The sequence below is a fragment of the Streptomyces sp. NPDC057136 genome, from assembly GCF_042670885.1.
Lineage (GTDB): Bacteria > Actinomycetota > Actinomycetes > Streptomycetales > Streptomycetaceae > Streptomyces.
Map to the genome: position 1 here is coordinate 104248 of NZ_JBHUUV010000015.1, position 23437 is coordinate 127684.

At 69.4% G+C, this 23437-nt stretch carries 22 protein-coding genes and 2 pseudogenes; 14 read left to right on the top strand and 10 right to left on the bottom strand.

The genetic code is table 11. From position 1 onward, the window contains the following. Positions 1-224 precede the first annotated feature (224 nt). From ACFT7S_RS19735 to rho, 3 genes are all read left to right on the top strand, one after another. Positions 225-1886 carry an ABC-F family ATP-binding cassette domain-containing protein gene (locus tag ACFT7S_RS19735; protein ID WP_382733465.1) on the top strand — a complete coding sequence of 554 codons (1662 nt, stop codon included), beginning with the start codon at positions 225-227 and terminating at the stop codon, positions 1884-1886. A 120-nt stretch (positions 1887-2006) separates the two neighbouring features. Then, the gene (locus tag ACFT7S_RS19740; protein WP_382733469.1) at positions 2007-2138 is read left to right on the top strand and encodes a hypothetical protein; all 132 of its coding nucleotides are present in this window, start codon (positions 2007-2009) and stop codon (positions 2136-2138) included. 255 nt (positions 2139-2393) lie between these two features. Then, positions 2394-3533: a transcription termination factor Rho gene (gene rho, locus ACFT7S_RS19745; protein ID WP_382733472.1), complete on the top strand. Its 1140-nt coding sequence runs from the start codon at positions 2394-2396 to the stop codon at positions 3531-3533. Positions 3534-3588: 55 nt separating this feature from the next. Here the strand turns inward: rho and pgm are convergent, their stop codons facing one another. Further along, on the bottom strand, positions 3589-5235 hold the full coding sequence (pgm, locus tag ACFT7S_RS19750) for a phosphoglucomutase (alpha-D-glucose-1,6-bisphosphate-dependent) (RefSeq protein WP_382733475.1): 1647 nt from the start codon (positions 5233-5235) through the stop codon (positions 3589-3591). A 214-nt stretch (positions 5236-5449) separates the two neighbouring features. On the opposite strand from pgm, the gene ACFT7S_RS19755 reads away from it, so the two are divergent. Then, on the top strand, positions 5450-6154 hold the full coding sequence (locus ACFT7S_RS19755) for a hypothetical protein (protein ID WP_382733478.1): 705 nt from the start codon (positions 5450-5452) through the stop codon (positions 6152-6154). Positions 6155-6406: 252 nt separating this feature from the next. On the opposite strand, the gene ACFT7S_RS19760 is transcribed toward ACFT7S_RS19755, so the two are convergent. After that, a complete protein-coding gene (locus ACFT7S_RS19760) occupies positions 6407-6730 on the bottom strand; it encodes a hypothetical protein (protein WP_382733480.1) in 324 nt (107 codons plus the stop codon). A 341-nt stretch (positions 6731-7071) separates the two neighbouring features. On the opposite strand from ACFT7S_RS19760, the gene ACFT7S_RS19765 reads away from it, so the two are divergent. Then, positions 7072-7398 carry a plasmid stabilization protein gene (locus ACFT7S_RS19765; RefSeq protein WP_382733483.1) on the top strand — a complete coding sequence of 109 codons (327 nt, stop codon included), beginning with the start codon at positions 7072-7074 and terminating at the stop codon, positions 7396-7398. A gap of 138 nt (positions 7399-7536) precedes the next feature. On the opposite strand, the gene ACFT7S_RS19770 is transcribed toward ACFT7S_RS19765, so the two are convergent. Beyond that, positions 7537-7815 (bottom strand): hypothetical protein, encoded by a 279-nt coding sequence (locus ACFT7S_RS19770; RefSeq protein WP_382733485.1) that lies wholly within the window; start codon positions 7813-7815, stop codon positions 7537-7539. A 264-nt stretch (positions 7816-8079) separates the two neighbouring features. Here ACFT7S_RS19770 and ACFT7S_RS19775 point away from each other — a divergent pair, with 264 nt between their 5' ends. Both ACFT7S_RS19775 and ACFT7S_RS19780 read left to right on the top strand, forming a co-directional pair. Beyond that, positions 8080-8283, top strand: a complete 204-nt coding sequence (locus ACFT7S_RS19775; protein ID WP_382733488.1) for a DUF6766 family protein — start codon at positions 8080-8082, stop codon at positions 8281-8283. A gap of 793 nt (positions 8284-9076) precedes the next feature. Further along, positions 9077-9232, top strand: coding sequence for a DUF6131 family protein (locus ACFT7S_RS19780; protein ID WP_382733490.1), 156 nt, complete (start codon positions 9077-9079; stop codon positions 9230-9232). Positions 9233-9324: 92 nt separating this feature from the next. On the opposite strand, the gene ACFT7S_RS19785 is transcribed toward ACFT7S_RS19780, so the two are convergent. Beyond that, positions 9325-9741, bottom strand: a complete 417-nt coding sequence (locus ACFT7S_RS19785) for a CBS domain-containing protein (RefSeq protein WP_382733491.1) — start codon at positions 9739-9741, stop codon at positions 9325-9327. Between the two features lie 152 nt (positions 9742-9893). Then, positions 9894-10056, bottom strand: a pseudogene (gene fecE / locus ACFT7S_RS19790) (Fe(3+) dicitrate ABC transporter ATP-binding protein FecE); the annotation flags it as partial. 526 nt (positions 10057-10582) lie between these two features. Here fecE and ACFT7S_RS19795 point away from each other — a divergent pair. Further along, entirely contained in the window at positions 10583-11410 is an 828-nt protein-coding gene (locus ACFT7S_RS19795; protein WP_382733493.1) for an alpha/beta fold hydrolase, read from the top strand. Between the two features lie 113 nt (positions 11411-11523). On the opposite strand, the gene ACFT7S_RS19800 is transcribed toward ACFT7S_RS19795, so the two are convergent. Next, the gene (locus tag ACFT7S_RS19800) at positions 11524-12030 is read right to left on the bottom strand and encodes a DUF1877 family protein (protein WP_382733495.1); all 507 of its coding nucleotides are present in this window, start codon (positions 12028-12030) and stop codon (positions 11524-11526) included. Between the two features lie 224 nt (positions 12031-12254). Here ACFT7S_RS19800 and ACFT7S_RS19805 point away from each other — a divergent pair, with 224 nt between their 5' ends. Beyond that, positions 12255-12674, top strand: coding sequence for a hypothetical protein (locus ACFT7S_RS19805; RefSeq protein WP_382733498.1), 420 nt, complete (start codon positions 12255-12257; stop codon positions 12672-12674). A gap of 9 nt (positions 12675-12683) precedes the next feature. Here the strand turns inward: ACFT7S_RS19805 and ACFT7S_RS19810 are convergent, their stop codons facing one another. The 4 genes and pseudogenes from ACFT7S_RS19810 to ACFT7S_RS19825 all read right to left on the bottom strand — a co-directional run bounded on the left by ACFT7S_RS19810 (position 12684) and on the right by ACFT7S_RS19825 (position 15804). Next, positions 12684-13310 carry a peptidase inhibitor family I36 protein gene (locus ACFT7S_RS19810; protein WP_382733501.1) on the bottom strand — a complete coding sequence of 209 codons (627 nt, stop codon included), beginning with the start codon at positions 13308-13310 and terminating at the stop codon, positions 12684-12686. Positions 13311-13381: 71 nt separating this feature from the next. Continuing rightward, on the bottom strand, positions 13382-14383 hold the full coding sequence (locus ACFT7S_RS19815) for a helix-turn-helix domain-containing protein (protein WP_382733503.1): 1002 nt from the start codon (positions 14381-14383) through the stop codon (positions 13382-13384). A 131-nt stretch (positions 14384-14514) separates the two neighbouring features. Next, a pseudogene (locus tag ACFT7S_RS19820) lies at positions 14515-14649 on the bottom strand (IS5/IS1182 family transposase); the annotation flags it as partial. 96 nt (positions 14650-14745) lie between these two features. Next, positions 14746-15804, bottom strand: coding sequence for a LacI family DNA-binding transcriptional regulator (locus ACFT7S_RS19825; protein WP_382733505.1), 1059 nt, complete (start codon positions 15802-15804; stop codon positions 14746-14748). Between the two features lie 231 nt (positions 15805-16035). Between ACFT7S_RS19825 and ACFT7S_RS19830 the strand changes: the two genes are divergently transcribed. From ACFT7S_RS19830 to ACFT7S_RS19850, 5 genes are all read left to right on the top strand, one after another. Continuing rightward, the gene (locus ACFT7S_RS19830) at positions 16036-17331 is read left to right on the top strand and encodes an ABC transporter substrate-binding protein (protein WP_382733508.1); all 1296 of its coding nucleotides are present in this window, start codon (positions 16036-16038) and stop codon (positions 17329-17331) included. Positions 17332-17345: 14 nt separating this feature from the next. Then, entirely contained in the window at positions 17346-18224 is an 879-nt protein-coding gene (locus ACFT7S_RS19835) for a carbohydrate ABC transporter permease (protein WP_382733510.1), read from the top strand. Beyond that, positions 18221-19069: a carbohydrate ABC transporter permease gene (locus tag ACFT7S_RS19840; protein ID WP_382733513.1), complete on the top strand. Its 849-nt coding sequence runs from the start codon at positions 18221-18223 to the stop codon at positions 19067-19069. The genes ACFT7S_RS19835 and ACFT7S_RS19840 overlap by 4 nt, the downstream gene beginning before the upstream one ends. Before the next feature lie 70 nt (positions 19070-19139). Then, the gene (locus tag ACFT7S_RS19845) at positions 19140-20387 is read left to right on the top strand and encodes a glycosyl hydrolase (protein WP_382733515.1); all 1248 of its coding nucleotides are present in this window, start codon (positions 19140-19142) and stop codon (positions 20385-20387) included. A 12-nt stretch (positions 20388-20399) separates the two neighbouring features. Continuing rightward, entirely contained in the window at positions 20400-23432 is a 3033-nt protein-coding gene (locus tag ACFT7S_RS19850) for an alpha-mannosidase (RefSeq protein ID WP_382733516.1), read from the top strand. Positions 23433-23437: the final 5 nt, after the last annotated feature.

The following is a 23437-nucleotide window of genomic DNA, read 5'->3' on the forward strand; positions in this document are numbered from 1 at the left end:
CGCATCTGAGGTTCGCGATCATCGCGCCGTACGGCAGTCGCCGTACGCCCGTCACGCTGTAGCCGGCTTCCTGCCGCCCGTGACCCTGCGCGGATGCGACCTCGGTGCCTGGGCCGTCCTCTCGTTGTCCGGAGGCCCACACCCCGTTCTTTTCCCGGTTCGGTCGCCGCGTGGTGCTCGCATACGACGCCCCCATCCCTGCGTTTGCGACTGCGAGAATCCTCATGACCCACCCCATCGCGCCCAGCGCCGCCGTGACCTCCTCAGCCCTGTCGTTCCGCTGGCCGGACGGCACACCGGTCTTCGACAGGCTCTCCCTCACCATCGGCCGCGGCAGCACCGGTCTGGTCGGTGCCAACGGTTCGGGCAAATCCACTCTGCTGCGGCTGCTGGCCGGCCGGCTGCACCCCTCCCAGGGGTCGGTGAGCGTCACCGGCAGCGTCGCCTACCTTCCGCAGAACATCACCCTCGGCACGTCACTGCGCGTCGACCAGGCCCTGGGCGTCGCCGAGCGGCGCGCCGCGCTGCGTGCCATCGAGGCGGGAGACGTCGGCGAAAAGCACTTCGACACGGTCGGTGACGACTGGGACGTCGAGGAACGGGCCCTGGCGACCCTGGGCTCGCTGGGCCTCGCCGAGGTCGGGCTCGACCGCACCGTGGGCGAGCTGTCGGGCGGGGAGAGCGTGCTGCTGCGCCTGGCCGCCCTGCTGCTGGAGCGCCCCGAGGTCCTGCTCCTCGACGAGCCGACCAACAACCTCGACGTGTTCGCGCGCCGCCGCCTGTACGACGCCGTCGGCTCCTGGCGCTCCGGTGTGCTGGTCGTGGTCAGCCACGACCGCGAACTGCTGGAACGCGTGGACCGGATCGCCGAGCTGCGGTCCGGTGCGGTGAGCTGGTACGGGGGCGGCTGGTCCGTCTACGAGGACACCCTCGCCACCCAGCAGGAAGCGGCCGGGCGCATGCTGCGGGCCGCCGAGGCCGATGTGCGCCGGCAGAAGCGCGAACTGGAGGAGACCCGGATCAAGGTGGCCCGCCGCGAGCGCCACAGCAAGAAGATGGACGCCCAGCGCAGGGCTCCGCGTATCGTCGCGGGCGAGCGCAAACGGTCCGCGCAGGAGTCGGCGGACAAGCTCCGCGGCGTACAGGAGGACCGGCTCGGCGAGGCGCGCGAGCGGCGCGAGGAGGCCGCGGACGCGATCCGCGCCGATGCCGAGATCCGGGTGAACCTTCCGCACACCGCCGTACCCGCGGGCCGTACCGTCCTGAGCCTGCACGAGCTGCGCCCCGGGTACGGCAGGCTGCGCGAGGGCAACCTGCACGTGCAGGGTCCCGAACGCATCGCGCTGGTCGGCCGCAACGGCGCCGGCAAGACGACGCTCCTGCGCATCCTCACCGGGGAGCTCGCCCCGCTGTCCGGCGAGGCCACGACGTACGTACCCCTGCGGTTCCTCCCGCAGCGGCTGGACATCCTGGACGAGAAGCTGAGCGTCGCGGCGAACGTGGCCCGGATGGCTCCCGGCGTCACCGACAACCACATCCGCGCACAGCTCGCCCGCTTCCTGTTCAAGGGGGCGCGCGCGGAACAGCCGACGGGCACGCTCTCGGGCGGCGAGCGCTTCCGCGCCGCGCTCGCGGCGACGATGCTCGCCGCACCGGCCCCGCAACTGCTGATGCTGGACGAGCCGACCAACAACCTGGACCTGGCCAGTGTCCGGCAGCTGACGAGCGCGCTCGGTTCCTACGAGGGCGCGCTCCTGATCGCCAGTCACGATCTGTCGTTCCTCGATTCGGTCGGCATCACCCGCTGGCTGCTCCTCGGGGAGGAACTCCGGGAGACCACTGCCGACGAGGTCCGCGAGCTGCTCGAATCACCGGAGTCCGACTGAGACAGCAGGGGAGGCGGGCGGGGACGCGAAATCCAGGAGACCTTCGCGAGCGCGTGGCCGGTCGTCCATCCCGGTCTCGGCGATGCCGAGTCCCGGGCCATCGATCCCGACGGCTGGCGGGTGCGGCTGACCGACTACGAGTTCCTGACGTCCGCCCGGGCCCGCGAACTCCTCGACGAGGAGGGCGCCTTCGTCATCGACTACCGGACCGTGCAGGACGTGTGGTCCCGGACCGGTGACGCGACGCGGTAGGCAGTGTCCTTCCTCACCGGGCACATACAGCCGGACGTGCTACAGTGCAAACGGCACGTGTGTACGCCCCTTCTTTCGGGCGCCGGTGCTTTTCTCGTTCCACTCGCTGTTGCGCCCGTCCTTTCACGACCGGCGATCCAGCTTCTCGTTTCTCTCCGTCCGGCCCGGGCTCTCATTCCCGTGTACGGGGCGTGATTCCACCGCCCCGCCGTTCGCCGGACCTTCATTTCGCCATGTCCGCGAAAGGACCCTCTCATGACCAGCACACTCGAACGCCCCGTCGCCCAGCAGAACCAGCCCGTACGCACCGCCGGTGTCCTCGACACCGCACAGAGCGGACACGGCTCCCTGCGCACCGACGGCGGCCATCCCTCCCCCGGCGACATCCAGGTGTCGTCCTCCCTGATCCGCCGACACGGCCTGCGCAGAGGGGATGTGGTCGAAGGCACCTGCGACAGGCCCCGTGTTCTGAGCCGGGTCGACCGGGTCAACGGCCTTGAACCGCAGGCCCTTCGGGCCCGGCCGCACTTCCGTGACCTCACCCCGCTGCACCCCCGGGAGCGGCTGCGTCTGGAAACGCCGGCAGGCGGCCCCGCGATGCGCCTCGTCGACCTGGTCGCGCCGATCGGGAAGGGCCAGCGCGGGCTGATCGTCGCACCGCCCCGTACCGGCAAGACCGTTCTCCTGCAGCAACTCGCGGCAGCCGTGGCCACGAACCACCCCGAATGCCATCTGATGGTGGTCCTCCTCGACGAACGTCCGGAAGAAGTCACGGACATGCGCCGATCGGTACGGGGCGAGGTGTACGCCTCCACCTTCGACCGCCCCGCGAAGGAGCACATCGCCCTTGCCGAACTCGCCGTGGAGCGCGCCAAGCGCCTCGTCGAGCAGGGCCGGGACGTGGTGATCCTCCTCGACTCCCTCACCCGGCTCTGCCGGGCCCACAACAACGCGGCGGGCGCGGGCGGCCGGACGCTCAGCGGCGGTGTCGACGCGGCGGCGCTCACCGGCCCCAAGCAGATCTTCGGCGCGGCGCGTCTGGCCGAGGAGGGCGGTTCGCTGACCATCCTGGCAACCGCACTCGTGGAGACCGGCTCCCGGGCCGACGACTACTTCTTCGAAGAGCTCAAGAGCACCGGCAACATGGAACTCCGGCTGGACCGCTCGCTCGCGGAGAAGCGGGTCTTCCCTGCCGTCGACATCGCCCCGTCCGGCACCCGCCGCGAGGAACTGCTCCTTCCCGCAACGGAGTTGGCGACCGTACGAGGGCTGCGGCGCGCCCTGCGGTCCAGGGACGGGCAGACCACCCTGGAAGCGCTGCTGGCCAAGATCCGCAGCACTCCGGACAACGCGACGTTTCTCCGGCAGGTGCACCACACCGTTCCCGGCGCCTGAGCGGCACACGGTCGCGGTCGCGCCGCGGCACCGTACGGCACCGCGGCGCGCGGGATCATCCCGCGGCGTTCAGCGCGGCGGAGACCAACGCCCGGGCCTCGTCCTGGACTTCGGCCAGGTGATCCGGTCCCTGGAAGCTCTCCGCGTAGACCTTGTAGACGTCCTCGGTCCCGGAGGGACGGGCGGCGAACCAGGCGCTGTCGGTGCAGACCTTGAGCCCGCCGATGGGCGCACCGTTGCCGGGGGCCTCGGTGAGGACGGCCGTGATGGGTTCACCTGCCAGGGTGTCCGCGGTGACCTGCTCCGGGGAGAGCCCGGCCAGGACCGCCTTCTCCTCACGGGTCGCAGGGGCGTCGACGCGGGCGTACGAGGGGTCGCCGAACCGGGCCGTGAGCTCGTTGTAGTGCTGGGAGGGGGTGGACCCCGTGACGGCGGTGATCTCGGACGCCAGCAGGGCGAGCAGGATGCCGTCCTTGTCCGTGGTCCACACGCGGCCGTCGCGGCGCAGGAACGAGGCACCGGCCGACTCCTCGCCGCCGAAGCCCAGACTGCCGTCGAAGAGACCGTCGACGAACCACTTGAATCCCACCGGCACCTCCGTCAACGGGCGGCCGAGGTCGGCGGCGACCCGGTCGATCATGGACGAGGAGACCAGGGTCTTGCCGATGCCCGTACCCGCCGGCCAGCCGTCGCGGTGGGAGTACAGGTAGCGGATGGCGACGGCGAGATAGTGGTTGGGGTTCATCAGCCCGCCGTCGGGGGTGACGATGCCGTGCCGGTCGGCGTCGGCGTCGTTCCCGGTGGCGATGGTGTAGGCGTCGCGCTGCGCGATCAGCGACGCCATGGCGTACGGGGAGGAACAGTCCATGCGGATCTTCCCGTCCCAGTCCAGCGTCATGAACCGCCAGGTGGGGTCGGCGAGCGGGTTGACCACCGTGAGGTCGATGCGGTGGCGTTCGGCGATGCGGCCCCAGTAGGCGACGGACGCGCCGCCGAGCGGGTCGGCGCCGATGCGGACACCGGCGTCGCGGACGGCGTCCAGGTCGAGGACGGCCGGCAGGTCGTCCACGTACGCTGTCAGGAAGTCATGACGGCCGGTCGTGTCGGCGGCCCGTGCCCGGGCGTACGGGACGCGGCGGACCTCCTTGAGCCCGCCCTCGATCAGGGCGTTGGCCCGGTCCTGAATCCATGACGTGGCGTCCGAGCCTGCCGGGCCGCCGTGCGGCGGGTTGTACTTGAAACCGCCGTCGCCCGGGGGGTTGTGCGACGGAGTCACCACGACTCCGTCGGCCAGGCCGCCGGTGCGGTTCCGGTTGTACGTGAGGATGGCGTGCGAGACGGCCGGGGTGGGGGTGTAGCCGTCGTCCGAATCGATCAGGACCGTGGCGCCGTTGGCGGCCAGGACCTCCAGGGCGGTGACCCGGGCGGGTTCGGACAGCGCGTGGGTGTCGGCGCCGAGGTAGAGCGGTCCGTCGGTGCCCTGGTGTGTCCGGTAGTCGCAGATGGCCTGTGTGGTGGCGGCGATGTGGTCGTCGTTGAAGGCGGCCGACAGGGCGCTGCCCCGGTGACCCGAGGTCCCGAAGGCGACTCGCTGGCCGGCCTCGGCCGGGTCGGGGTGGACGGCGTAATAGGCCGTCACCAGCCGTGCCACATCCACCAGATCTCCTGGCTGTGCCGGCAGTCCGGCCCGTTCGTGCACCATCTGATCTCCTCGGTCTCGGTCGGCCGGCTCCCGCTGCCGGTGCCGCGGTGGCGGTCCGCCGACAGATGTTCTGCCTGATTCTGCCCTCCGGCCCGGCCGCCTCCCGCCGGGCGTGGCCGAAATGGCGGGCTTTCGGGTCTTGACCGGTCCCTGATGCGGCCCGACAGTGAGGTGCGGCCTCGGCCGCCCGGGACAGGGGTGGGGGCGGGGGCTCGTGCAGCTCATCGACGTGTCCGACTACGCGGTGCGCTCGGCCGTGATCATGATGCGGCGGAAGGACACGCCCCTGAAGTTCATGCTCTTCCCGATGATCCATGTGGCTTCTCCGGCGTTCTACGCGCAGGTGAAGGACCGGCTCGCGGAGTGCGACCTGATCGTGCTGGAAGGAATCACGGGGAAGTCGTGGCGGGCGTCCATGCTGCTGCTGGCCTATCGGTTCGCGCCCCTGAGACGCAGCAACGGGCTGGTGGAGCAGACCGCGGCGAACGTGCTGCCGCCCGGAGTTCCCGTACTGTCCCCGGACGTGAGCGCCGTCGAAGCGATGGATGAGCTGCGCAAACTGCCGCGCTGGCTGTACTGGTCGCTGCTCTTCTGGGCCCCGGTCATGGGCCTGGTCTTCGCACTGCGCGGACCGCGGGTCTTCCTGGATCCGGATCTGACGGTGGAGGACCTGCCGTCGACGGCCCGCGCGGAGATGCTGGCGGACAACGACCTGGAACGCGCGCTGCTCGACCGGCGTGACGGCCAACTGCTCACCGCGCTGGCGCGGATTCACACCGAGCGGTGGCAGGAGCCGATCACCGTGGCCGTCGTCTACGGCGCGGGGCACATGCCCGCGGTGGTCCACGGCCTGCTGGACGCGTACGGCTACCGCCCGCGCGACGGCGAGTGGTTCACGGTCTACGTACCCGATCCCTGACCTCCCGGGTCGCCCGGAGGCGCCGGTCGCGATGCCGCGTCGGCCCATGCACGGCCGGTCGCTCCGCCCTCGCAGGACGGGGCGGGCCCGCTGCACCCGTGTCGCGCCGAAGGGTGCGGCCGGTGCGTTGCTTGACGGGCTGGAAGCCGACGCCACCGGTGGGGCCCACCGTGACCCGCAGGGTCTCGTAACCCGGCTCACCCTTGTTCGCGAACTTGCTCCACCACTGGCACGTGTAGCCGGTGTCCGCGTTCAGTTCGACCGTCTTCGCGACGGGATCTCGTCGCAGGCGAGCTTGCTCGCGTCGGTACGGCCCGACCCTGCGCCGTAGCTCTCGTAGAGCGCGTTGTAGACGAACTTCGCGACCAGCACGCCCTTCTGGGCTTCCGTGGTGTGCGAGGTGATCGTGCTGCCCTTGGTATAACTGTCGCTGATCTTGACCTCGTAGGGGATTTCGGCCCCCTCGTACGTCGCGACGCACTGGCTGATCGCGCCGGCCTTCAGGGTCACACCGTCGGGGCATTCGGCGCTGGTCCTACCGGGCACCTTCGTGCCGGCGAGAGTGGTCTCGCGCACCGGTGCTCGACGTGCTTGAGCAGGGAGTCGTTGAGCTCGGGGTACGGCTTGACCCGAAGCTGGTCGCCGCCGCGCAGGAACACGCCCTTCTGCGGCCCGTGATGGCGACCGCCAACGCCTTCTGTCCGGCCCCTCCACCAGTGGAGTCGGCGGAACCGCCGTCGCTACCACAGCCGGCGAGGCGCCGCCACTGACACCCTCACCCGGAGGCCGGGCGTACCCAGGTCGCGGGGCGCGAGTTTCAGACGTCGACTAGTGGTAACCGGGTTCTATGACGGCACCGCTTGGCCGTGCCGCCCGGCCCGCGTACCACCGAGCCGAACCTCTACGAGGAGTACGTCATGCCTGCAGGGTCCAGCCCCAAACGTGAGCGCCAGTACGAGCATGTGAAGGAGAGCGCCGAGAAGCGCGGCGTGCCCGAACGGCGTGCGAAGGAGATCGCCGCGCGCACGGTGAACAAGGAGCGTGCACGCGCGGGCGAGGCAAAGAGCGCCAGTAAGACCTCGATCCGTGACCCGAAGTCCGCGTCGCAGCGCGGCGGTCAGCGCTCGCACAGCGGCGCTCAGGGGCCTACCAAGGACCAGCTGTACGAAGAGGCCAAGAAGAAGAACATCGAGGGCCGTTCGACTATGAACAAGGAACAGCTCCTCAAAGCCGTCGGCCACTGAACCACTCGGAGGCGCGGGGGCGCAGGGGCGCGGGGCATCTCATGGGCCCGCCCCTGCGCCTCCGGCTGCCGTCCGTGCCGGGCGGGAGTCGCGGCGTGTCCTGAAGGTGTCGCCGATACGGGACGGCGGAATGCCTCATCACTGCCGCCTACGTACGAGGACTACGGTGACCGCCCCGCTCCTTCTGCGTTCCAGGACACTGCTGCCGCTGCTCTCGGCACTGATTCTCGTCGGCGGCTGCGGGACCGACAGCCGGTCGTCATCGGCCAGGAGTGCGGCTGCCGCCTTCGAAAGGGAGGTGAGGGACAAGGACGCACCGACGCTGTGCGCGGCGTTCGCTCCCGGGACACGGAGCGAGTTGGAGTCCGACGAACAGTCCCCCTGTTCCGAAGCTGTCGGAAGGGTGTCGCTGCCCACCGGTGGCAGCGTACGAACGGTGGACGTCTACGGACGTCAGGCCCGTGTGGTCCTCGAATCCGACACGCTGTCCTTTCCCGGTTTCCCGGCGGCTGGAAAGTGGTGGCCGCCGGATGCACCCCCCGCCCCGAAAAGCCCTACGCGTGTGTGATCAAGGGGGCCTAGCCGTGTGAAAACCCTCTTCACCATGTGCCTTGCCGTCGTCCTCATCGGCCTCGCGTACTTTCTGGTGGTCGGGCTGATGCGCCGATGAAGGAAACAGCCGTGCGCACATTCCTGCGCGACAACTCCCTGACGCTCGCTTTCGGAGCAGCTTTCCTTCTGGCTCTTTCCGGACAGGCCGTCGTAGGGCACATCGAATTCAATGAACAGCTTGCGGTGGACGATCTGTATCCCGTGCCCTTCGGGTCCTATGTGATGTCGTCCGATTTCGCGGTGGATGTCACGGAGAACTGGCAGTCGGAGTAGACCTCGCATCGCCTCGGGGAAGTCGCGGTCCGGGGTGGATGTCGATCCAGCGGAACCGGATCACCGTCGCCGACAACACCGCCGGGGGCCGGATTGGCCCGTGGTCCTGGTCCACCACAGCCTGCAGTTTCCCACCGCGTCCTGGAAGACCTGAGAACTGCCGGCACCGAGTCGCGCCCGGACGTAAAGCCGCGATCGACCACGCGCGGCGTCACTACCGGGAGTTCCGCGACCATCTGGGGTTCGACGTCGCCGCACGCACCCTCTTCGTCGTGGGCAGCCCCACCGCGTTCCGCGAGCACGGGGCCGCGCTGCGCGGCCTTGTCGACCGGGCCCCTGCCGACCTGCACCACTATCCGGGCGGCGGTCGTTTCCGTGTCGAGCTCGGTTCCGGCCCCTGGCCACCTCAACGGAGCCGCCGGAACGTACCCGACCGCTTGCACATTCAGTACTTCTCAGCTCGTCGCCATGTGGGCCTTGGTCACCCGGTCCGCCCGGTCGCTCGTCCACCTGCAGATCAAGCACCGCTGCGGTCGGCGTACATCGACAGCCAACGACCGTCGTCACGCAACGCCGGCCGCGCCGGAGCCGGTGCGGGCCGAACCACGCGCATCTCCTTGCCTCCCATCCGCACCTTGTGCACGCGCACCCGCCGGTGTGCCGCTGTTGAAACACGCGCACGCCGCCCCCTTCGGTGGGCGCCGAACCGGCGCGGATGCCTTGAAGAGGCGGTTGCCACTGCACCGCGGCAGAGCCAAACTGGGATGAAAGCTACGCGAGAAGGGAGCAGGCCATGATCTTGCTCGGAGTTATTCTTCTCGTCATCGGGCTCGTGGCCGGTATTGCCATTCTGTGGACGATCGGCCTCGTGCTCGCGGTGATCGGAATTGTCCTGTGGATTCTCGGATCGATGGGGCACGCCGTAGCCGGACGAAAGCACTACTGGTAGCGCGTCGCCGGGATACCGGCTAGGTATTCGGCGCATGCGGAATCCGTACGCCGAATTCGTACGCGAACCGCCACCCGGTGAGGAACGGGACGTCAGTCCGACGAGAGGGTTTCGAGCAGGTCCCCCACCACCGGGTCGGGCAGAGAGCGTGCGACGTCTGCCTGGGCAACCATGCCGACGAGGGTGTGGCCGTCGATAACGGGCAGTCGGCGCACTTTGTGCGAGCTCATCGTGCGCAGGATCTCCGATGCGTCGTCGTCCGCGCCGATGGTGACGGCCTTGCCCTGGGCGAGCTCTCCGGCAGTGGTTTTCGCGGGGTCCTTGTCGGCCGCCAGGACCTTGATCACGATGTCGCGGTCGGTCAGCACTCCCTTCAGTCGCTCGTCCGGGCCGCAGATAGGCAGGGCGCCGACGCCCAGTTCTGCCATCCTGTGCGCCGCGACCAGGACGGAATCGTTCGCGCCGACGCATGTGGCGTCGGGCGTCATGATTTCCCGAGCAGTAGTCATGAGCAACACGTCCTTCTCTCTGTCTTCGGATGCCTGCCCCCGGGTGGCCGACCGGCCGCCCGGGGCGTCTTCGGTCGGCGCTCGGTAAGGCGGTTCAGGTGCCCTGGGTACCCCGTTCGTCAGCGCCTATTCGAGATAGGAACCCGGAAATTGGCGACGAGCATGTCCGCGTACCGGGCCGCGGCGGCCAGGTCGCGCTGGACCATGACAACGGTGCGGCCGGCGGCCGCGACCTCCCGTACCAGTTCCAGTACCTCGATGGCATGTCCGGGCGTCCAGAGCACTGGTGGGTTCGGCGGACAGGATGACGGAGGTGCTACCACTGTCACGCGCAGCGGCCCAGAACCCCTCGCTCTCCCCCGGCGCGGGCAGCGTGCACCCGGGTCCCGGTTCCGCGAGCTTCTCCTGCTCCTCGGGGCGAGCGAGCCTCGGGGGGGGCGACGCGGGGAACCGTGCGGCGGAACTGACGTGATCACGAGACGGACTCCGGAGCGGAAGACAGCGAACTTAGGGTTACCTTACCCACTGGCCCGTCACCCTCCGAGGCGGCACGGCGGCGTCCCTGATCCGTGCTCTTCCGTCTCACCCGTACGGCTCTGCGCACGGAGGGCAACGTCCGTGCCGTCGCGGGAACTCAGCGGGCCTCCGCCGCGGCGCAGCGCCACGGAGCACCCTCGGCTCGCGTTGCGCGTGGCCGCAGGGTACGCACGATGGAGGCGGGGAGTACGCCGGGCCCTGACCCGGCTCCGGCGTGTTCCCGCCCCCGGGGCGCGGTGGTCCGCACCCCGGCACGACTGTCGCAAGGCGCCCCTTCCCCGGGGCCTGAGGCCGAGAGGAAGCCATGCCCATCTGCACGACGCGAGACGGTGTCGAGATCTTCTACAAGGACTGGGGGCAGGGCCGTCCCGTGGTCTTCATCCATGGCTGGCCGCTCAACGGCGACGCCTGGCAGGACCAGCTGAAGGCGGTCGCCGACGCCGGCTTCCGCGGGATCGCCCATGACAGGCGCGGCCACGGCCGCTCCACCCCGGTGTACAGCGGCTACGACTTCGACACCTTCGCCGACGATCTCAACGATCTCCTCACGCAGCTCGACCTGCTCGACGTCACCCTCGTCGCCCACTCCATGGGCGGTGGCGAACTCGCCCGCTACATCGGCCGCCACGGGACCGCGCGCATCAAGTCCGCCGTGCTTCTCTCGGCGATCACTCCGCTGATGCTCCAGGGCCCGGACAATCCCGAGGGCGTGCCGCAGTCCGTCTTCGAGGACATCAAGAAGGGCATCCTCACCGAGCGCTCCCAGTTCTGGAAGGACACCGCGGTCGGCTTCTTCTCCGCCGACCGCGACGGCAGCAGGGCGACCCAGGGGAACCAGGACGCGTTCTGGTACATGGCCATGGCGCAGACCATCGAGGGTGGCGTCGACTGCGTGGACGCGTTCGGCACGACCGACTTCCACAAGGACCTCAAGAAGTTCGACGTGCCGACCTTGATCGTGCACGGTGACGACGACCAGATCGTCCCGATCGACGCCACCGGCCGCAAGTCCGCCGAGATCATCCCGGACGCGACGCTCAAGGTCTACGAGGGTGGCTCGCACGGCATCGCGCTCGTTCCCGGCGACAAGGAGAAGTTCGCCAAGGACCTGCTGGACTTCCTGAAGAGCTGAGTCCGTCCCAGTGAGTGTCGAAGCGTCGTACACCGTCGCACGGTGATCGCGGTGTGCCGTACCGGAATTCCCTTCCGGTACGGCACACCGTCGGCGTCCCCCGCAGTGCGAGCTCAGTACCAGAACGCTTTGACGACGCCCTTTCCGGCTGTCGAAGTGCGGTGGTAGAAGGCGCGCAGGTCGGTGTGGTGCTGGTCGTAGATGCCTCTCACGTCCTCTTCCGCCCACCCCGGGCCGAACGCCGCGCGAAGCCGGGGGCCGACAGATTCCCAGACGGCGTCGAACGGGACGTCGGTGAGAAAGGCCGACGCCCGATGCGTCGCGTCCGGTGCGAGGCGGACGAAGGGCGGCTTCTCGTCGGCAGGGGTGTAGTGGACGATCTCGCCTCCGAAGATGGGCAGTTCCCACGTGCCGTCCTGCCCCTCGGAGAGGCGACCGGCCACTTCGTAGAGGTCGTGAACGGAACCGAAGTCCTTCTCGATGGACTCCGCGATCCCCGCGTCGTACTCCGCCCGGTGGACGTCCCAGTCCCAGGCGGCGCCCATGAACTCCTCCAGCCAGGCATGGTCGTGCCGGATTTCGGAGTGCTCGACGGCGCGCAGATGCATATGGAAGCTCATGGCCCACCCCTTGTCCCGAGCGACCCGGAGTGCACGGGCCGTCAAAGCTCACAGCGTATCCCCGGGCACTGACAACGAACCGGGCGTGCGGCGGGGCGTGCGGACACCTGCCCCAACTCGCCCGCCAGTTCCTCGCCGCCTGTGCTGACCTGAGCCGCCTGCGAGCCTCGCTGTGAGTGGTCGCTGCGATGATGCCCGGACCATCGACAGCACGGGAGCAGAGCATGGTTGAGCAGGCGGTACGACCGATCGTCGAGGCAATCGTCGCGCAGGCCCCGCGCGGTTGGACGCACGCCGTACTGCACAGCCGGGCCGGGCGGGGCGGGACCTCGGCAACAGGTGGCTACAGCGCGCGAGGGGACGGATGGGGCACCGCCGTGCCGAATCCCTTCGAGGACCTCATGGCGCTGGCGGGGACACTGTGCGAGGACCGCGGCTGGGAACCCGTCAGTCTCGAGATCCGGTGCGGGACGCCGGTGGGCCGTCCTGCTGGACGAGGGCAAGTCACCGTTCGCCTCGCCGCAGCCCGGCTGGCCGTCATGGCCGCCACCTTCGACGACGCTCTTGCCTGGGCCGCCCGCCTCGGCCTCGACACCGACAACGCACTCCGTGCCACCGGCACTCTCAGGGACGGCCGCGGGTGAACGAAGCGCTCAGCAGGGGCTGAGCCAGTACACCCAGCCCCAGTCCGCGTACCGGTCCTCGCTGTAGCCGCCGGGCGACGTCCATCGGATGATCTTGGCGGAGTCGTAGAACTTCGCCGTCAGTGCCGCGCGCTGGTTATTGATCCATGATCCGGTCCCGCTCCAGGAGATGGGGTAGGGAGAGTTGCACGTGAACAGCGTTATCCGCTCCCCGGTGAAGTTGGGCCCGGAGAACGCGCACACGTACGTGTAGGAGCAGAGCTCCGAAGCGCCGGCGCCGCCCGCCGCGTCGAGATCGCGAACACCCTTCTCGCCCGGCAGGGGCAGTGTCACCTCGGCCTGCGGCAGCAGAATCTTGTTCGCCGCCACCTGGGTCCCACTCCCCTGGGCCAGGCGGGCATCGATCTTCGCCTGGAGGGACGCGGCCTCGGCACCGCTCAGGCCGGCGCCTTTCGCCTGGGCCGAGAAGTCCGGGGCAGCGACGGTGCCCGTGCCGCGTGTGCTGTCGGTTACGGTCGCGGCGCCGGCCGTCCCTGCCGTGGCCACGCACGCGGCGAGCGTCATCAGCAGAGCAATGACGACCCGTCCCACCCCGGTGGATCTGTCAAAGCGCCGCTGGGTCCGATTCCGATTCACGAAACCACTCCTCTGGTTGGCTTTCCCCTCATGGGGACGTCGCCAACTCTGCTCTGGACAACGGCACTTGGTCATTGGCCGAGAGCGCGGGCATCCTTCGCAAGGAGTGCACCGCGCCGGTACTCGCCCGGGGTGATCCCGTAGGAGGAGCGGAACATCCGGCTGAACGTCGCCGCGTTCCCCAGCCCCCACCGTGCGGCGATGTCGTGGACGGGCACGTTGCGGAGCCGCGGGTCGGTGAGGTCCGTGGCACAGTTCTCCAGCCGTTGCCTCCGTATCGCAGCGGCCACGGTCTCCTGACGCTGACGGAAGAGCTGATGCAGCAGCCGGACGGAGATGTGGTGCCGCGCCGCGATGGCGCCGGGCGCGAGCGCCGGATCGGCGAGGTTGTCCCGTACGAAGACGTCGATCCGGGCCAGCAACAACTCGTGCCGCGTCTCCGGCATCAGACACTGCTCGGCATCGAGGTGGTGGGCGAGGAAACCGGCGGCCAGGCCGAGCACCGTATCGCCCAGCCGCACACGGCTCCGTTCGTCGAGCACCGGCGCCTGGGCCAGCAGCGATCCGAGAAAGCCTGCCAGCAAGGCGCCGACCCCGGCGCGGGCCGGCAGGCCGTGCGCGAGCACCCGGGCGATCCTGGCCTCCGGCAGCGGTACGAGCGCGCGCGGCATATGGAGAATGAGCGCGCGCGAGACCCCGCCCGTGGGCCCGCCCGTCGCCTCGCCGCGATAGGGCCGGGAGGAAGTCCAGAGGGTGATGTCACCTGCACGGAGCCTGGTCGTGTGGCGCTCCTGCGAGAATCCCATCAACCCCTCAAGAATCAGGGTGAGTTCATACACCTCGGGGTCGGCCCGGCGAATCAGCCTTGCGGTGCGCTCCGACCGGAGCGCGGGAAACGAGATCTTCGTCAGCTGGAGCCGCCCGAGATCGAGAGAGCCGAGGCTCGCCACGAAGTCGTCGGCGAAGTCACTGGTGATCGAGGTCGGCTCCACCCCTCGCCAGATGGCGTCCCGCCACCACTCGAACCTCTGCTCCCGCGGTAGGAGCGCGGTGTCGAACTCCGTGAACGCCATCAGTTTTCCCCCCACCTGAGCGGCACATGGTTGCCTCACACACGGTGGCTTGCGGTGTGCACGGCACGCAATGCGGCCCCGCCGGACCTGCGACGTCCGTGGCCGAGAACGGTCTCTGGGACTGGCAGCGTCCGGTGACTTGTCCAGGACCGCCGGATCAAGCTGCGCACGGCGATGATCTTGTCGGCGAGGTGGAAGAAGGCATCACTGACAGTGACGCGACGCCCGTAGCACCGGGAGAGACGTTGAAAGGCGTTCTGCCAGGCGGGACTCGCGGCCGCGCCCAGGCTCCTTCGCCGGTCGCGGCCGCACAGGCCGGATGAATGGCACCTCTTCACGATCCAAACGAGAGGCCCTGACCCTCACCCGCTGCTAGGCCGGGCCGTGCTCCCGCGCGGCACCAGCCGCGGCAGCTCGTCCTGGATGCTGCGCGCCGGGGCGCCGCCCAGCAGTGCCACGAGCTGCTCCGCGGCGTGCCGGCCGAAGGCCGCCGTATCGCGGGAAAGTGCCGTGAGCCCGGGGTGCGTGCTGCGGCAGAGGACCGAGTCGTCCCAGGCCACAATGGACAGCTCGGACGGTACGGCGACACCTCGCTCGGCGGCCACCGCCAGGCCGGCGACGGCCATCACGTCGTTGTCGTACACGATCGCGGTCGGCGGCTCGCTCTCGGCGAGGATCCGGCGGGTGGCCGCGGCGCCCTCCGTATCGGAGTAGTCCGTCGGCACCGAGCGGACTCCCGGGATGCCCAGCCGCGCCGCCTCGGTCCGCAGTGAGCGCATCCGCCGCTGGGTGTGGCTGAGCTCGGGCAGTCCCGCGAGATGCACGATGCGGCGGTGGCCGAGCCCGTGGAGGTGTTCGACGACGGAGGCCATCGCGCCCGCGTCGTCCGCCCAGAGGGTGGAGATGCCGGGATGGGCGACGGGCTCGGCCGCCGGGTCGGTGGCGGCGGAACCGATCATGACGGCGGGCAGACCCAGCTCGTCCAGCAGTCCGGGGCGCGGATCCTCGGCCCGGGGGTCGACGACCAGGAGGCCGTCGACCCGGTGCTCGGCCCACCAGCGCCGGTAGACGGCGCACTCGGCTTCGACGTCCTCGACCACCTGGAACAGCAGTCCGAGGCCGTGGTGCGAGAGCACCTCCTGGATGCCCGAGACGAGCTGGAGGAAGAACGACTCGACGCCGAGCGTCCGGGCGGGCCTGGCCAGCACGAGGCCGACGGTCGCCGAGCCCTCGCCGGAGAGCGCGCGGGCGGCGGTGCTGGGCTGCCAGCCGAGCTGTTCGGCGACGCGGCGGACCCTGTCCCTGGTGATCTCCGAGACACCGGGCCGGCCGTTGAGCGCGAAGGACACCGCGCTCTCCGAGACGCCCGCGCGCCTGGCGATGTCCTTCATGGTGGGACGGCGTGCCGGTGTACGGCTCATGGTTTCTCCCCTGCACCCCGACGGTCAACGGGGCGACCTACTAATGCGCTTGAGCACTACGAGACTAAAGCGCATTAGTACTGATCCGCAAGCCCCCGAATCAACAAGCCCTGACCTGCGGTTATCTGAGGTCGGATTAGATGGATCCGGCAAAAGTGTTGACTCGGCTCCGGCGACTGGTGCATCTTTTGGACCGCCTCTTACCGGCCACACCAAGGGAGTTCTTCGATCATGCCCGTATCGCGCAGAACGGCCCTCGCCACCATGCCCCTCCTGCTGTCCTCGCTGGCGCTCACCGCGTGCGGTTCGGGCGACGACGGCAGCTCGTCCGACGCCGGCGGGAAGATCGAGGGCAGCGTCAGCTTCCAGACCTGGAATCTGCGGGCGAACTTCAAGGACTACTTCAACGGCCTCATCGAGGACTTCGAGAAGCAGTATCCCGGCGTCGAGGTCAAGTGGGTCGACCAGCCCGCCGAGGGCTACGCGGACAAGCTGAGCGCCGATGCCGCCGCCGGCACCCTCCCTGACGTCGTCAACGTCTCGCCCGACCTGTCGTACCCCCTCGCCAAGGCCGGCGTCATCATGAACCTCGACCGGGAGAAGGCCGCCGCGAAGTTCAAGGACGAGTACACGCCGGAGGCCTGGACGGGCAACGCACTGCCCGGACTCGACGGCACGTACTCCTATCCCTGGTACCTCAACACCGGCCCGCTCTTCTACAACAAGGCGCTCTTCACCCAGGTCGGCCTCGACCCCGAGCAGCCGCCGCAGAGCTACGACGATCTCTTCGACGCCGCCAACAAGATGGCCACCGAGTCCAAGGGCGAGATCGCCACGCTCGCCTCCACTCCGAACATCGAGGACTTCGGCCGCTACGGCGTCGCGCTCATGAACGACGACGCCACCCGGTTCACGTACAACGAACCCAAGGGCGTCGAGCTGCTCGGCAAGTACAAGGAGCTCTACGACAACGGCGGCCTGGACTCCCAGGCGCTGAACATGACGCCGGAGAAGGCCGGCCAGAAGTTCCTGGAGCAGAAGGTCGCGCTCAACCCGGGCAGCGCCCATGACCTGGAGAACTTCAAGAAGAACGCGCCCGCCCTCTACAAGAACCTCGGCATCACGGACGCCCCCAACAACACCGGCAAGCCGAACATGTACGTGATGGGCATGGCGGTCACCGAGCAGAGCAAGAACAAGGCGGCCGCCGTCGCCCTGGCGCACTTCCTCACCAACCGGAAGAACCAGGAGTCGTTCGCCCACAAGGTGGCGATCTTCCCGAGCACCGCCGGCTCCCTGGACAAGCCGTACTGGTCGAAGGACGACGGCAGCGAGGAAGGCCGCATCCGCGTCGCCTCGGCGAAGATGCTCAAGGGCGCGGTCAACTACACCCCCGTGGTGATGACCGACGAGATGAAGACCGTGCTGCAGAACGAAGTCGCCAAGGCGCTGCAGGGCAAGAAGTCGCCGAAGCAGGCTCTCGACGACGCCACCGCGCAGAGCAACGAACTGCTCCAGCAGAGCTGAGGAGCCCCGCCACCATGCGGATACGAACACACCGGGCCACCAGCCCCTGGCTCTTCCTCGCCCCCGGCCTCGCGGTGATCGCGGGACTGGTCCTGTATCCCTTCGTCAGCACCGTCTACCAGGCGTTCACCGACGCCCGGACGCTGACGCCGGGGCAGTGGGTGGGACTGCGGAACTTCCAGGACATGCTGCAGGACGACCAGTTCTGGGTGGGGCTGCGCAACAGCGGACTGTATGTGCTGATGGTGGTGCCCTTCACGGTCCTGCTGCCGCTGTTGCTGGCCCTGCTCGTCCAGAAGCAGATCCCCGGGATCGCCTTCTTCCGTTCCGCCTTCTATATGCCGGTCGTCGCGTCCGTCGTCGTGGTCGCGCTGATCTGGTCGTGGATGCTCGACGACCGGGGCCTGCTCAACGGCATCCTGAGCTTCTTCGGGGCCGGTCCGGTGAGCTTCCTCGGTGACGCATGGCTGCTGCTGCTCAGCGCCATGGCCCTGACGGTCTGGAAGGGCCTCGGCTACTACATGATCATTTACTTGGCGGCGCTCGCCAATGTGCCCAAGGAACTGCACGAGGCCGCGGCCGTGGACGGAGCCGGCGCCGTACGGCGCTTCGTCAGCATCACCGTCCCGTCCGTCCGGTCCACCATGGTGCTCGTCGGCGCCCTGTCCTCGGTCTTCGCGTTCAAGGTGTTCTCCGAGGTGTACCTGCTGGCCGGCCGGAACGGCGGCCCGGCCGGCGAGGACACCACCCTCGTGATGCTGGTCCAGCGGACCGGTACCGGGCTCAACGGCCGGGTCGGCTACGCCTCCGCCATCTCGCTGGTCATCTTCGTCATCGTGCTGCTGCTGATGGTGCTCGTCCTGCGCGCCGACCGGAAGGAGGAGGACGCATGAGCGGCGGAGTACGAGGGAATGGTGTGGCGGGCTGGGAGAAGGGGCTGAGGTATGCCCTGCTGCTCACGGTTCTCGTGATCGCCGTCGGGCCGTTCCTGTGGCAGCTCTCGACCTCGCTCAAGGGCACCACCGAGGACATCTACACCAACCCGCCGCGTTTCGTCCCCCAGGACCCGACGCTCGGCAACTACTCCCGCGTCGCGGACATCATCCCGGTCTGGGACTACGCGCTGAACTCGCTGAAGGTCGCCGTCGCCAACGTGGTGACCAACTGCGTGGGCGCTTCACTGGCCGGATACGCCCTGGCCCGGCTGAAGTTCCGCGGCCGCAGGATCGCGGGACTCGCCTTCGTGATGGCGCTGCTGGTGCCGCTGGAGAGCATCATCATCGCCCAGTTCACCACCATGCGTGCCCTGGAGCTCAACAACACCCTGGTCGCGGTGGTGCTGCCCGGCTCGGTCGCCGCGCTGAACGTCCTGCTGATGCGCAACGCCTTCGCCAACATCCCGTACGAGGTCGAGGAGGCCGCGCTCATCGACGGCGCCAACGTCTGGCAGCGCTTCCTGCGCATCGGCCTCCCCGCGGTGCGCGGCACCCTCGCCGTCGTCGCCATCTTCGCGTTCATGGGTGCCTGGGACGACTTCCTCTGGCCGCTGATCGTGCTCTCCGACTCCGAGAACTTCACACTGACCGTTGGTCTCAACTTCCTGCACGGCACCTTTCAGCAGGACCCGCGTCTGGTGGCCGCCGGCTCCGTCATCGCCGTCGCGCCGCTCGTCGTGATGTTCGCCTGCCTCCAGCGGTACTTCTTCCGCGGTGTCGGCGAGGGCGCGGTCAAGGGCTGACTCCGCCCGCCCTTCCGCCCGCTCCTTCGGCCTCTGCTTCCGCCCGCTCCACCGTAAGGACAGAACCCGCATGTCCACAGTGCGCTTCGGCGTCAACTACACGCCCACGCACGGCTGGTTCCACCACTGGCTCGACTTCGACCTCGACGAGGTCCGTGCCGACCTGGACTCCATCGCCGCGCTCGGCCTCGACCACATCCGGGTCTTCCCGCTCTGGCCGGTCTTCCAGCCAAACCGGTCCCTGATCCGTCCGCGCGCCGTCGAGCAGCTCGGTGACCTCGTGGAGGCGGCGGGCGAACGCGGGCTCGACGTCAATGTCGACGGCCTCCAGGGCCACTTGTCCAGCTTCGACTTCGTCCCGTCCTGGACCACCACCTGGCACCGCCGGAACATCTTCACCGCTCCCGACGTCATCGAGGGGCAGCGCGCCTACCTCCGTACGCTCGCCGAGTCCCTCGCCGGCCGGCCCAACTTCCTCGGCATGACCGTCGGCAACGAGATCAACCAGTTCTCCGGGGACCCGCACCCCGATCCCGACCGCATCGACCACCACCAGGCCGGTGCCTGGCTGGAGCAGATGCTGGAAGCCTGCCGCGAGGGTGCGCCGGACGCCATGCACCTGCACGCCTCGTACGACGCCGCCTGGTACCACGACGGGCACCCCTTCACGCCCGGGCACTCGGCCACGATCGGAGCGGCGACCGCCGTCCACTCCTGGGTCTTCAACGGCACCGCGCAGCGCCACGGCCGCACCGGCACGGCCACCGAGCAGCACGCCGCGTATCTGATCGAACTCTCCAAGGCCTGGGCAGTCGACCCGCACCGTCCCGTCTGGCTCCAGGAGGTCGGCGCACCCGCCCCTCACATCCCCGCCGAGCACGCGGCCGCCTTCACCGAGGCGACCCTGGCAGCCGCGCTGGACTGCCCGGACCTCTGGGGCGTGACCTGGTGGTGCTCGCACGACGTCGACCGGGCGCTCGCGGACTTCCCCGAGCTGGAGTACGGACTCGGGCTGCTCACAAACGACCGCCGGGTCAAACCGGCGGGCCGTGCCATCGCCGAGGCCGTACGTGAGTGGCGCGGCCGCGATCACCGGCCCGCGCCCCGTACGACCGCGCTCGTCGTGGACACCGGTGGCAGCGAGAGCGCGCCGGACCGGTCGGTGTGCGCGCCCGGGGGCCCGTACTTCGAGGCGTGGATGCGACTCGCAGGGCGCGGCGTCCGTCCGACGGCCGTCCTCGCCGAGCACGCCACCGACGCCGCCCACCTCGCCGGCCGGTCCATCACCGAAGTCCTCACCGTCGACCAGATCCGCTGAGAGGGACGCTCCATGCACAGCGACCGCACCATCACCGAGGACCGGCTCAAGCGGGTTCTCGACGAGCGCATCCGCCCCGCCGTCCACCCCGAGTCGGTGCCGCTCGCCGTCACCGTCTGGAACGCGCCCGGGGAGCCCGTCCCGGTGGCCGAGGGAATCGCCGCCCCGCGCACGCCCACCGGGCCGGGCCGGCCCTGGGGGCCGCCGTGGGGCACGAGCTGGTTCACCGTCACCGGCACCGTCCCACCGGAGTGGGCGGGCAGGACGGTCGAGGCGGTGCTCGACCTGGGCTTCGACGAGAACATGCCCGGCTTTCAGTGCGAGGGCCTCGTCTACCGCCCGGACGGCTCCCCCGTGAAGGGCCTCAATCCGCGCAACCAGTGGGTGCGTATCGGTAGTCCGGCCGTCGGCGGCGAGCACGTGGAGCTGCACATCGAGGCCTCCGCCAACCCTGTGATCCTCGACTACCACCCCTTCCTGCCCACCGACCTCGGCGACAAGGACACCGCGGGCAGCGAGCCGCAGTACACGCTCGCCCGGATGGACCTTGCCGTCTTCGACACGGCCGTGTGGGAGCTCGTCCAGGACCTGGAGGTGCTGGGCGAGCTGATGGCCGAACTGTCCGTCGAATCCCCGCGCCGCTGGGACATCCTGCGCGCGGTGGAGCGGTCGCTCGACGCCCTGGACCTGCAGGACATCGGTGGCACGGCCGAGCAGGCCCGCGACAGGCTCAGCCAGGTGCTGGCCGCGCCCGCACACCACTCCGCACACACCCTCAGCGCCGTCGGCCACGCACACATCGACTCGGCCTGGCTGTGGCCGCTGCGCGAGACGGTCCGCAAGGTCGCTCGGACCACGGCGAACATGACCGCGCTGCTGGAGGACGCGCCCGAGTTCATCTACGCCATGTCGCAGGCACAGCAGTACGCATGGATCAAGGAGCACCGGCCCGAGGTCTACGCGAACGTCAAGAAGGCCGTCGCCGAGGGCCGGTTCGTGCCGGTGGGCGGGATGTGGGTCGAGTCCGACACCAACATGCCGGGCTCGGAGGCCCTGGCCCGGCAGTTCGTGCACGGCAAGCGGTTCTTCATGGAGGAATTCGGCATCGAGACCGAAGAGGTCTGGCTGCCGGACACGTTCGGCTACTCGGCCGCGCTGCCGCAGTTGGTCAAACAAGCGGGCAACAAGTGGTTCCTGACGCAGAAGATCTCCTGGAGCCAGAGCAACAAGTTCCCGCACCACACCTTCTGGTGGGAGGGCCTGGACGGCTCCCGCGTGTTCACCCACTTCCCGCCCATCGACACGTACAACGCACAGCTGTCGGGCAAGGAGGTCGCGCACGCGGTCCGCAACTTCCGGGACAAGGGCGGGGCGAACCGCTCCCTGGCGCCGACCGGATGGGGCGACGGCGGCGGCGGTACGACCCGCGAAATGCTGGCACGCGCCAAGCGGCTCGCCAATCTCGAAGGGTCGGCGAAGGTCGTTTTCGAGAAGCCCTCGGCCTTCTTCGAAAAGGCGCACGCGGAGTACGAGCACGCGCCGGTGTGGGTCGGCGAGCTCTATCTGGAGCTGCACCGGGCGACGCTGACCAGCCAGGCGAAGACCAAGCAGGGCAACCGGCGCAGTGAGCATCTGCTGCGCGAGGCGGAGCTGTGGGCGGCGACGGCGGCCGTGCGGGCCGGATTCCCCTATCCGTACGAGGAGTTGGACCGGCTCTGGAAGACGGTGCTGCTGCTGCAGTTCCACGACATCCTGCCCGGCTCGTCGATCGCCTGGGTTCACCGCGAGGCGGAGGCGAAGTACGCGGCGATCGGTGAGGAGCTGGAGCAGATCATCACGGACGCGCAGCGGGTGCTCGCGGGTGACGGCCGCGCCGGCTCGTACGTCGTCTTCAATGCGGCGCCGCACTCCCGCGCCGGAGTCGGGGCCGGGGGCGCGGCCGTCGCCGGACCGCAGCCGGGCCAGGAGGTGAGCGCGGCACCGCGCGACGAGGGCGGCTGGGTCCTCGACAACGGGCTGCTGCGGATCGGGGTCGACGAGCGGGGTCTTGTCGTCTCGGCGTACGACATCGAGGCGGACCGGGAGACCGTCGCCCCTGGGCGGGCGGCCAATCTCCTCCAGCTGCACCCGGACTTCCCGAACCGGTGGGACGCCTGGGACGTCGATCCCTTCTACCGCAACACCGTCCAGGACCTGACCGGCGTCGACGAGCTGGAACTGGCTACGGGCGAAGGCGAGTCGACCGTCCGGGTCGTGCGCTCCTTCGGCGCCTCCCGGGTCGAGCAGTGGCTGACGCTCCGGGCGGGCGAGCGCCGCCTCGACATCGTCACCGAAGTGGACTGGCGCGAGACGGAGAAGTTCCTCAAGGCCGCCTTCCCGCTCGCCGTGCACACCGACCGCGTGGCTGCCGAGACCCAGTTCGGGCATCTCTACCGGCCCACGCACACCAACACCAGCTGGGACGCCGCCAAATTCGAGGCGTGCACGCACCGCTTCGTCCATCTGGACGAGCCGGGCTGGGGCGCGGCGCTGGTCAACGACTCCACGTACGGCTACGACGTCACCCGCAGCGCGGACGGCGGAACGCAGGGGACGGCGACGACCGTACGGCTCTCGCTGCTCCGGGCCCCGCGCTTCCCCGACCCGCAGACCGACCAGGGCCTGCACCGCTTCCGGTACGCACTCGTGCCGGGCGCGTCCATCGGCGACGCGATCCGGGAGGGCTACCGCATCAACCTGCCCGAGCGCAGGGTCGCGGGCGACGCGAGTGTCGCGCCGCTGGTGTCGGTCGCCGACGACGCGGTCGTGGTCACGGCCGTGAAGCTGGCCGACGACGGGAGCGGCGATGTGGTGGTGCGGCTCCACGAGTCGCGCGGCGGCCGCGCCCGTACCCGCCTCACCGCCGGCTTCGCGCTCGGCTCGGCGACGTACTGCGACCTCCTGGAGCGGCCCACCCGTCCGGCCACCTCCGACGGCGGCGAAGTGCCGCTGTCCTTGCACCCGTTCGAGATCGCCACGCTGCGGCTCACACGCCGCGCCGACTAGAGGAG

What these genes read in the sequence shown, in the direction of transcription:
- ACFT7S_RS19735 (WP_382733465.1), top strand. Translation starts at nt 225, where the DNA reads ATGACCCACCCCATCGCGCCCAGCGCCGCCGTGACCTCCTCAGCCCTG.
- rho (WP_382733472.1), top strand. Translation starts at nt 2,394, where the DNA reads ATGACCAGCACACTCGAACGCCCCGTCGCCCAGCAGAACCAGCCCGTA.
- pgm (WP_382733475.1), bottom strand. Translation starts at nt 5,235, where the DNA reads ATGGTGCACGAACGGGCCGGACTGCCGGCACAGCCAGGAGATCTGGTG.
- ACFT7S_RS19765 (WP_382733483.1), top strand. Translation starts at nt 7,072, where the DNA reads ATGCCTGCAGGGTCCAGCCCCAAACGTGAGCGCCAGTACGAGCATGTG.
- ACFT7S_RS19780 (WP_382733490.1), top strand. Translation starts at nt 9,077, where the DNA reads ATGATCTTGCTCGGAGTTATTCTTCTCGTCATCGGGCTCGTGGCCGGT.
- ACFT7S_RS19785 (WP_382733491.1), bottom strand. Translation starts at nt 9,741, where the DNA reads ATGACTACTGCTCGGGAAATCATGACGCCCGACGCCACATGCGTCGGC.
- ACFT7S_RS19795 (WP_382733493.1), top strand. Translation starts at nt 10,583, where the DNA reads ATGCCCATCTGCACGACGCGAGACGGTGTCGAGATCTTCTACAAGGAC.
- ACFT7S_RS19800 (WP_382733495.1), bottom strand. Translation starts at nt 12,030, where the DNA reads ATGAGCTTCCATATGCATCTGCGCGCCGTCGAGCACTCCGAAATCCGG.
- ACFT7S_RS19805 (WP_382733498.1), top strand. Translation starts at nt 12,255, where the DNA reads ATGGTTGAGCAGGCGGTACGACCGATCGTCGAGGCAATCGTCGCGCAG.
- ACFT7S_RS19815 (WP_382733503.1), bottom strand. Translation starts at nt 14,383, where the DNA reads ATGGCGTTCACGGAGTTCGACACCGCGCTCCTACCGCGGGAGCAGAGG.
- ACFT7S_RS19825 (WP_382733505.1), bottom strand. Translation starts at nt 15,804, where the DNA reads ATGAGCCGTACACCGGCACGCCGTCCCACCATGAAGGACATCGCCAGG.
- ACFT7S_RS19830 (WP_382733508.1), top strand. Translation starts at nt 16,036, where the DNA reads ATGCCCGTATCGCGCAGAACGGCCCTCGCCACCATGCCCCTCCTGCTG.
- ACFT7S_RS19835 (WP_382733510.1), top strand. Translation starts at nt 17,346, where the DNA reads ATGCGGATACGAACACACCGGGCCACCAGCCCCTGGCTCTTCCTCGCC.
- ACFT7S_RS19840 (WP_382733513.1), top strand. Translation starts at nt 18,221, where the DNA reads ATGAGCGGCGGAGTACGAGGGAATGGTGTGGCGGGCTGGGAGAAGGGG.
- ACFT7S_RS19845 (WP_382733515.1), top strand. Translation starts at nt 19,140, where the DNA reads ATGTCCACAGTGCGCTTCGGCGTCAACTACACGCCCACGCACGGCTGG.
- ACFT7S_RS19850 (WP_382733516.1), top strand. Translation starts at nt 20,400, where the DNA reads ATGCACAGCGACCGCACCATCACCGAGGACCGGCTCAAGCGGGTTCTC.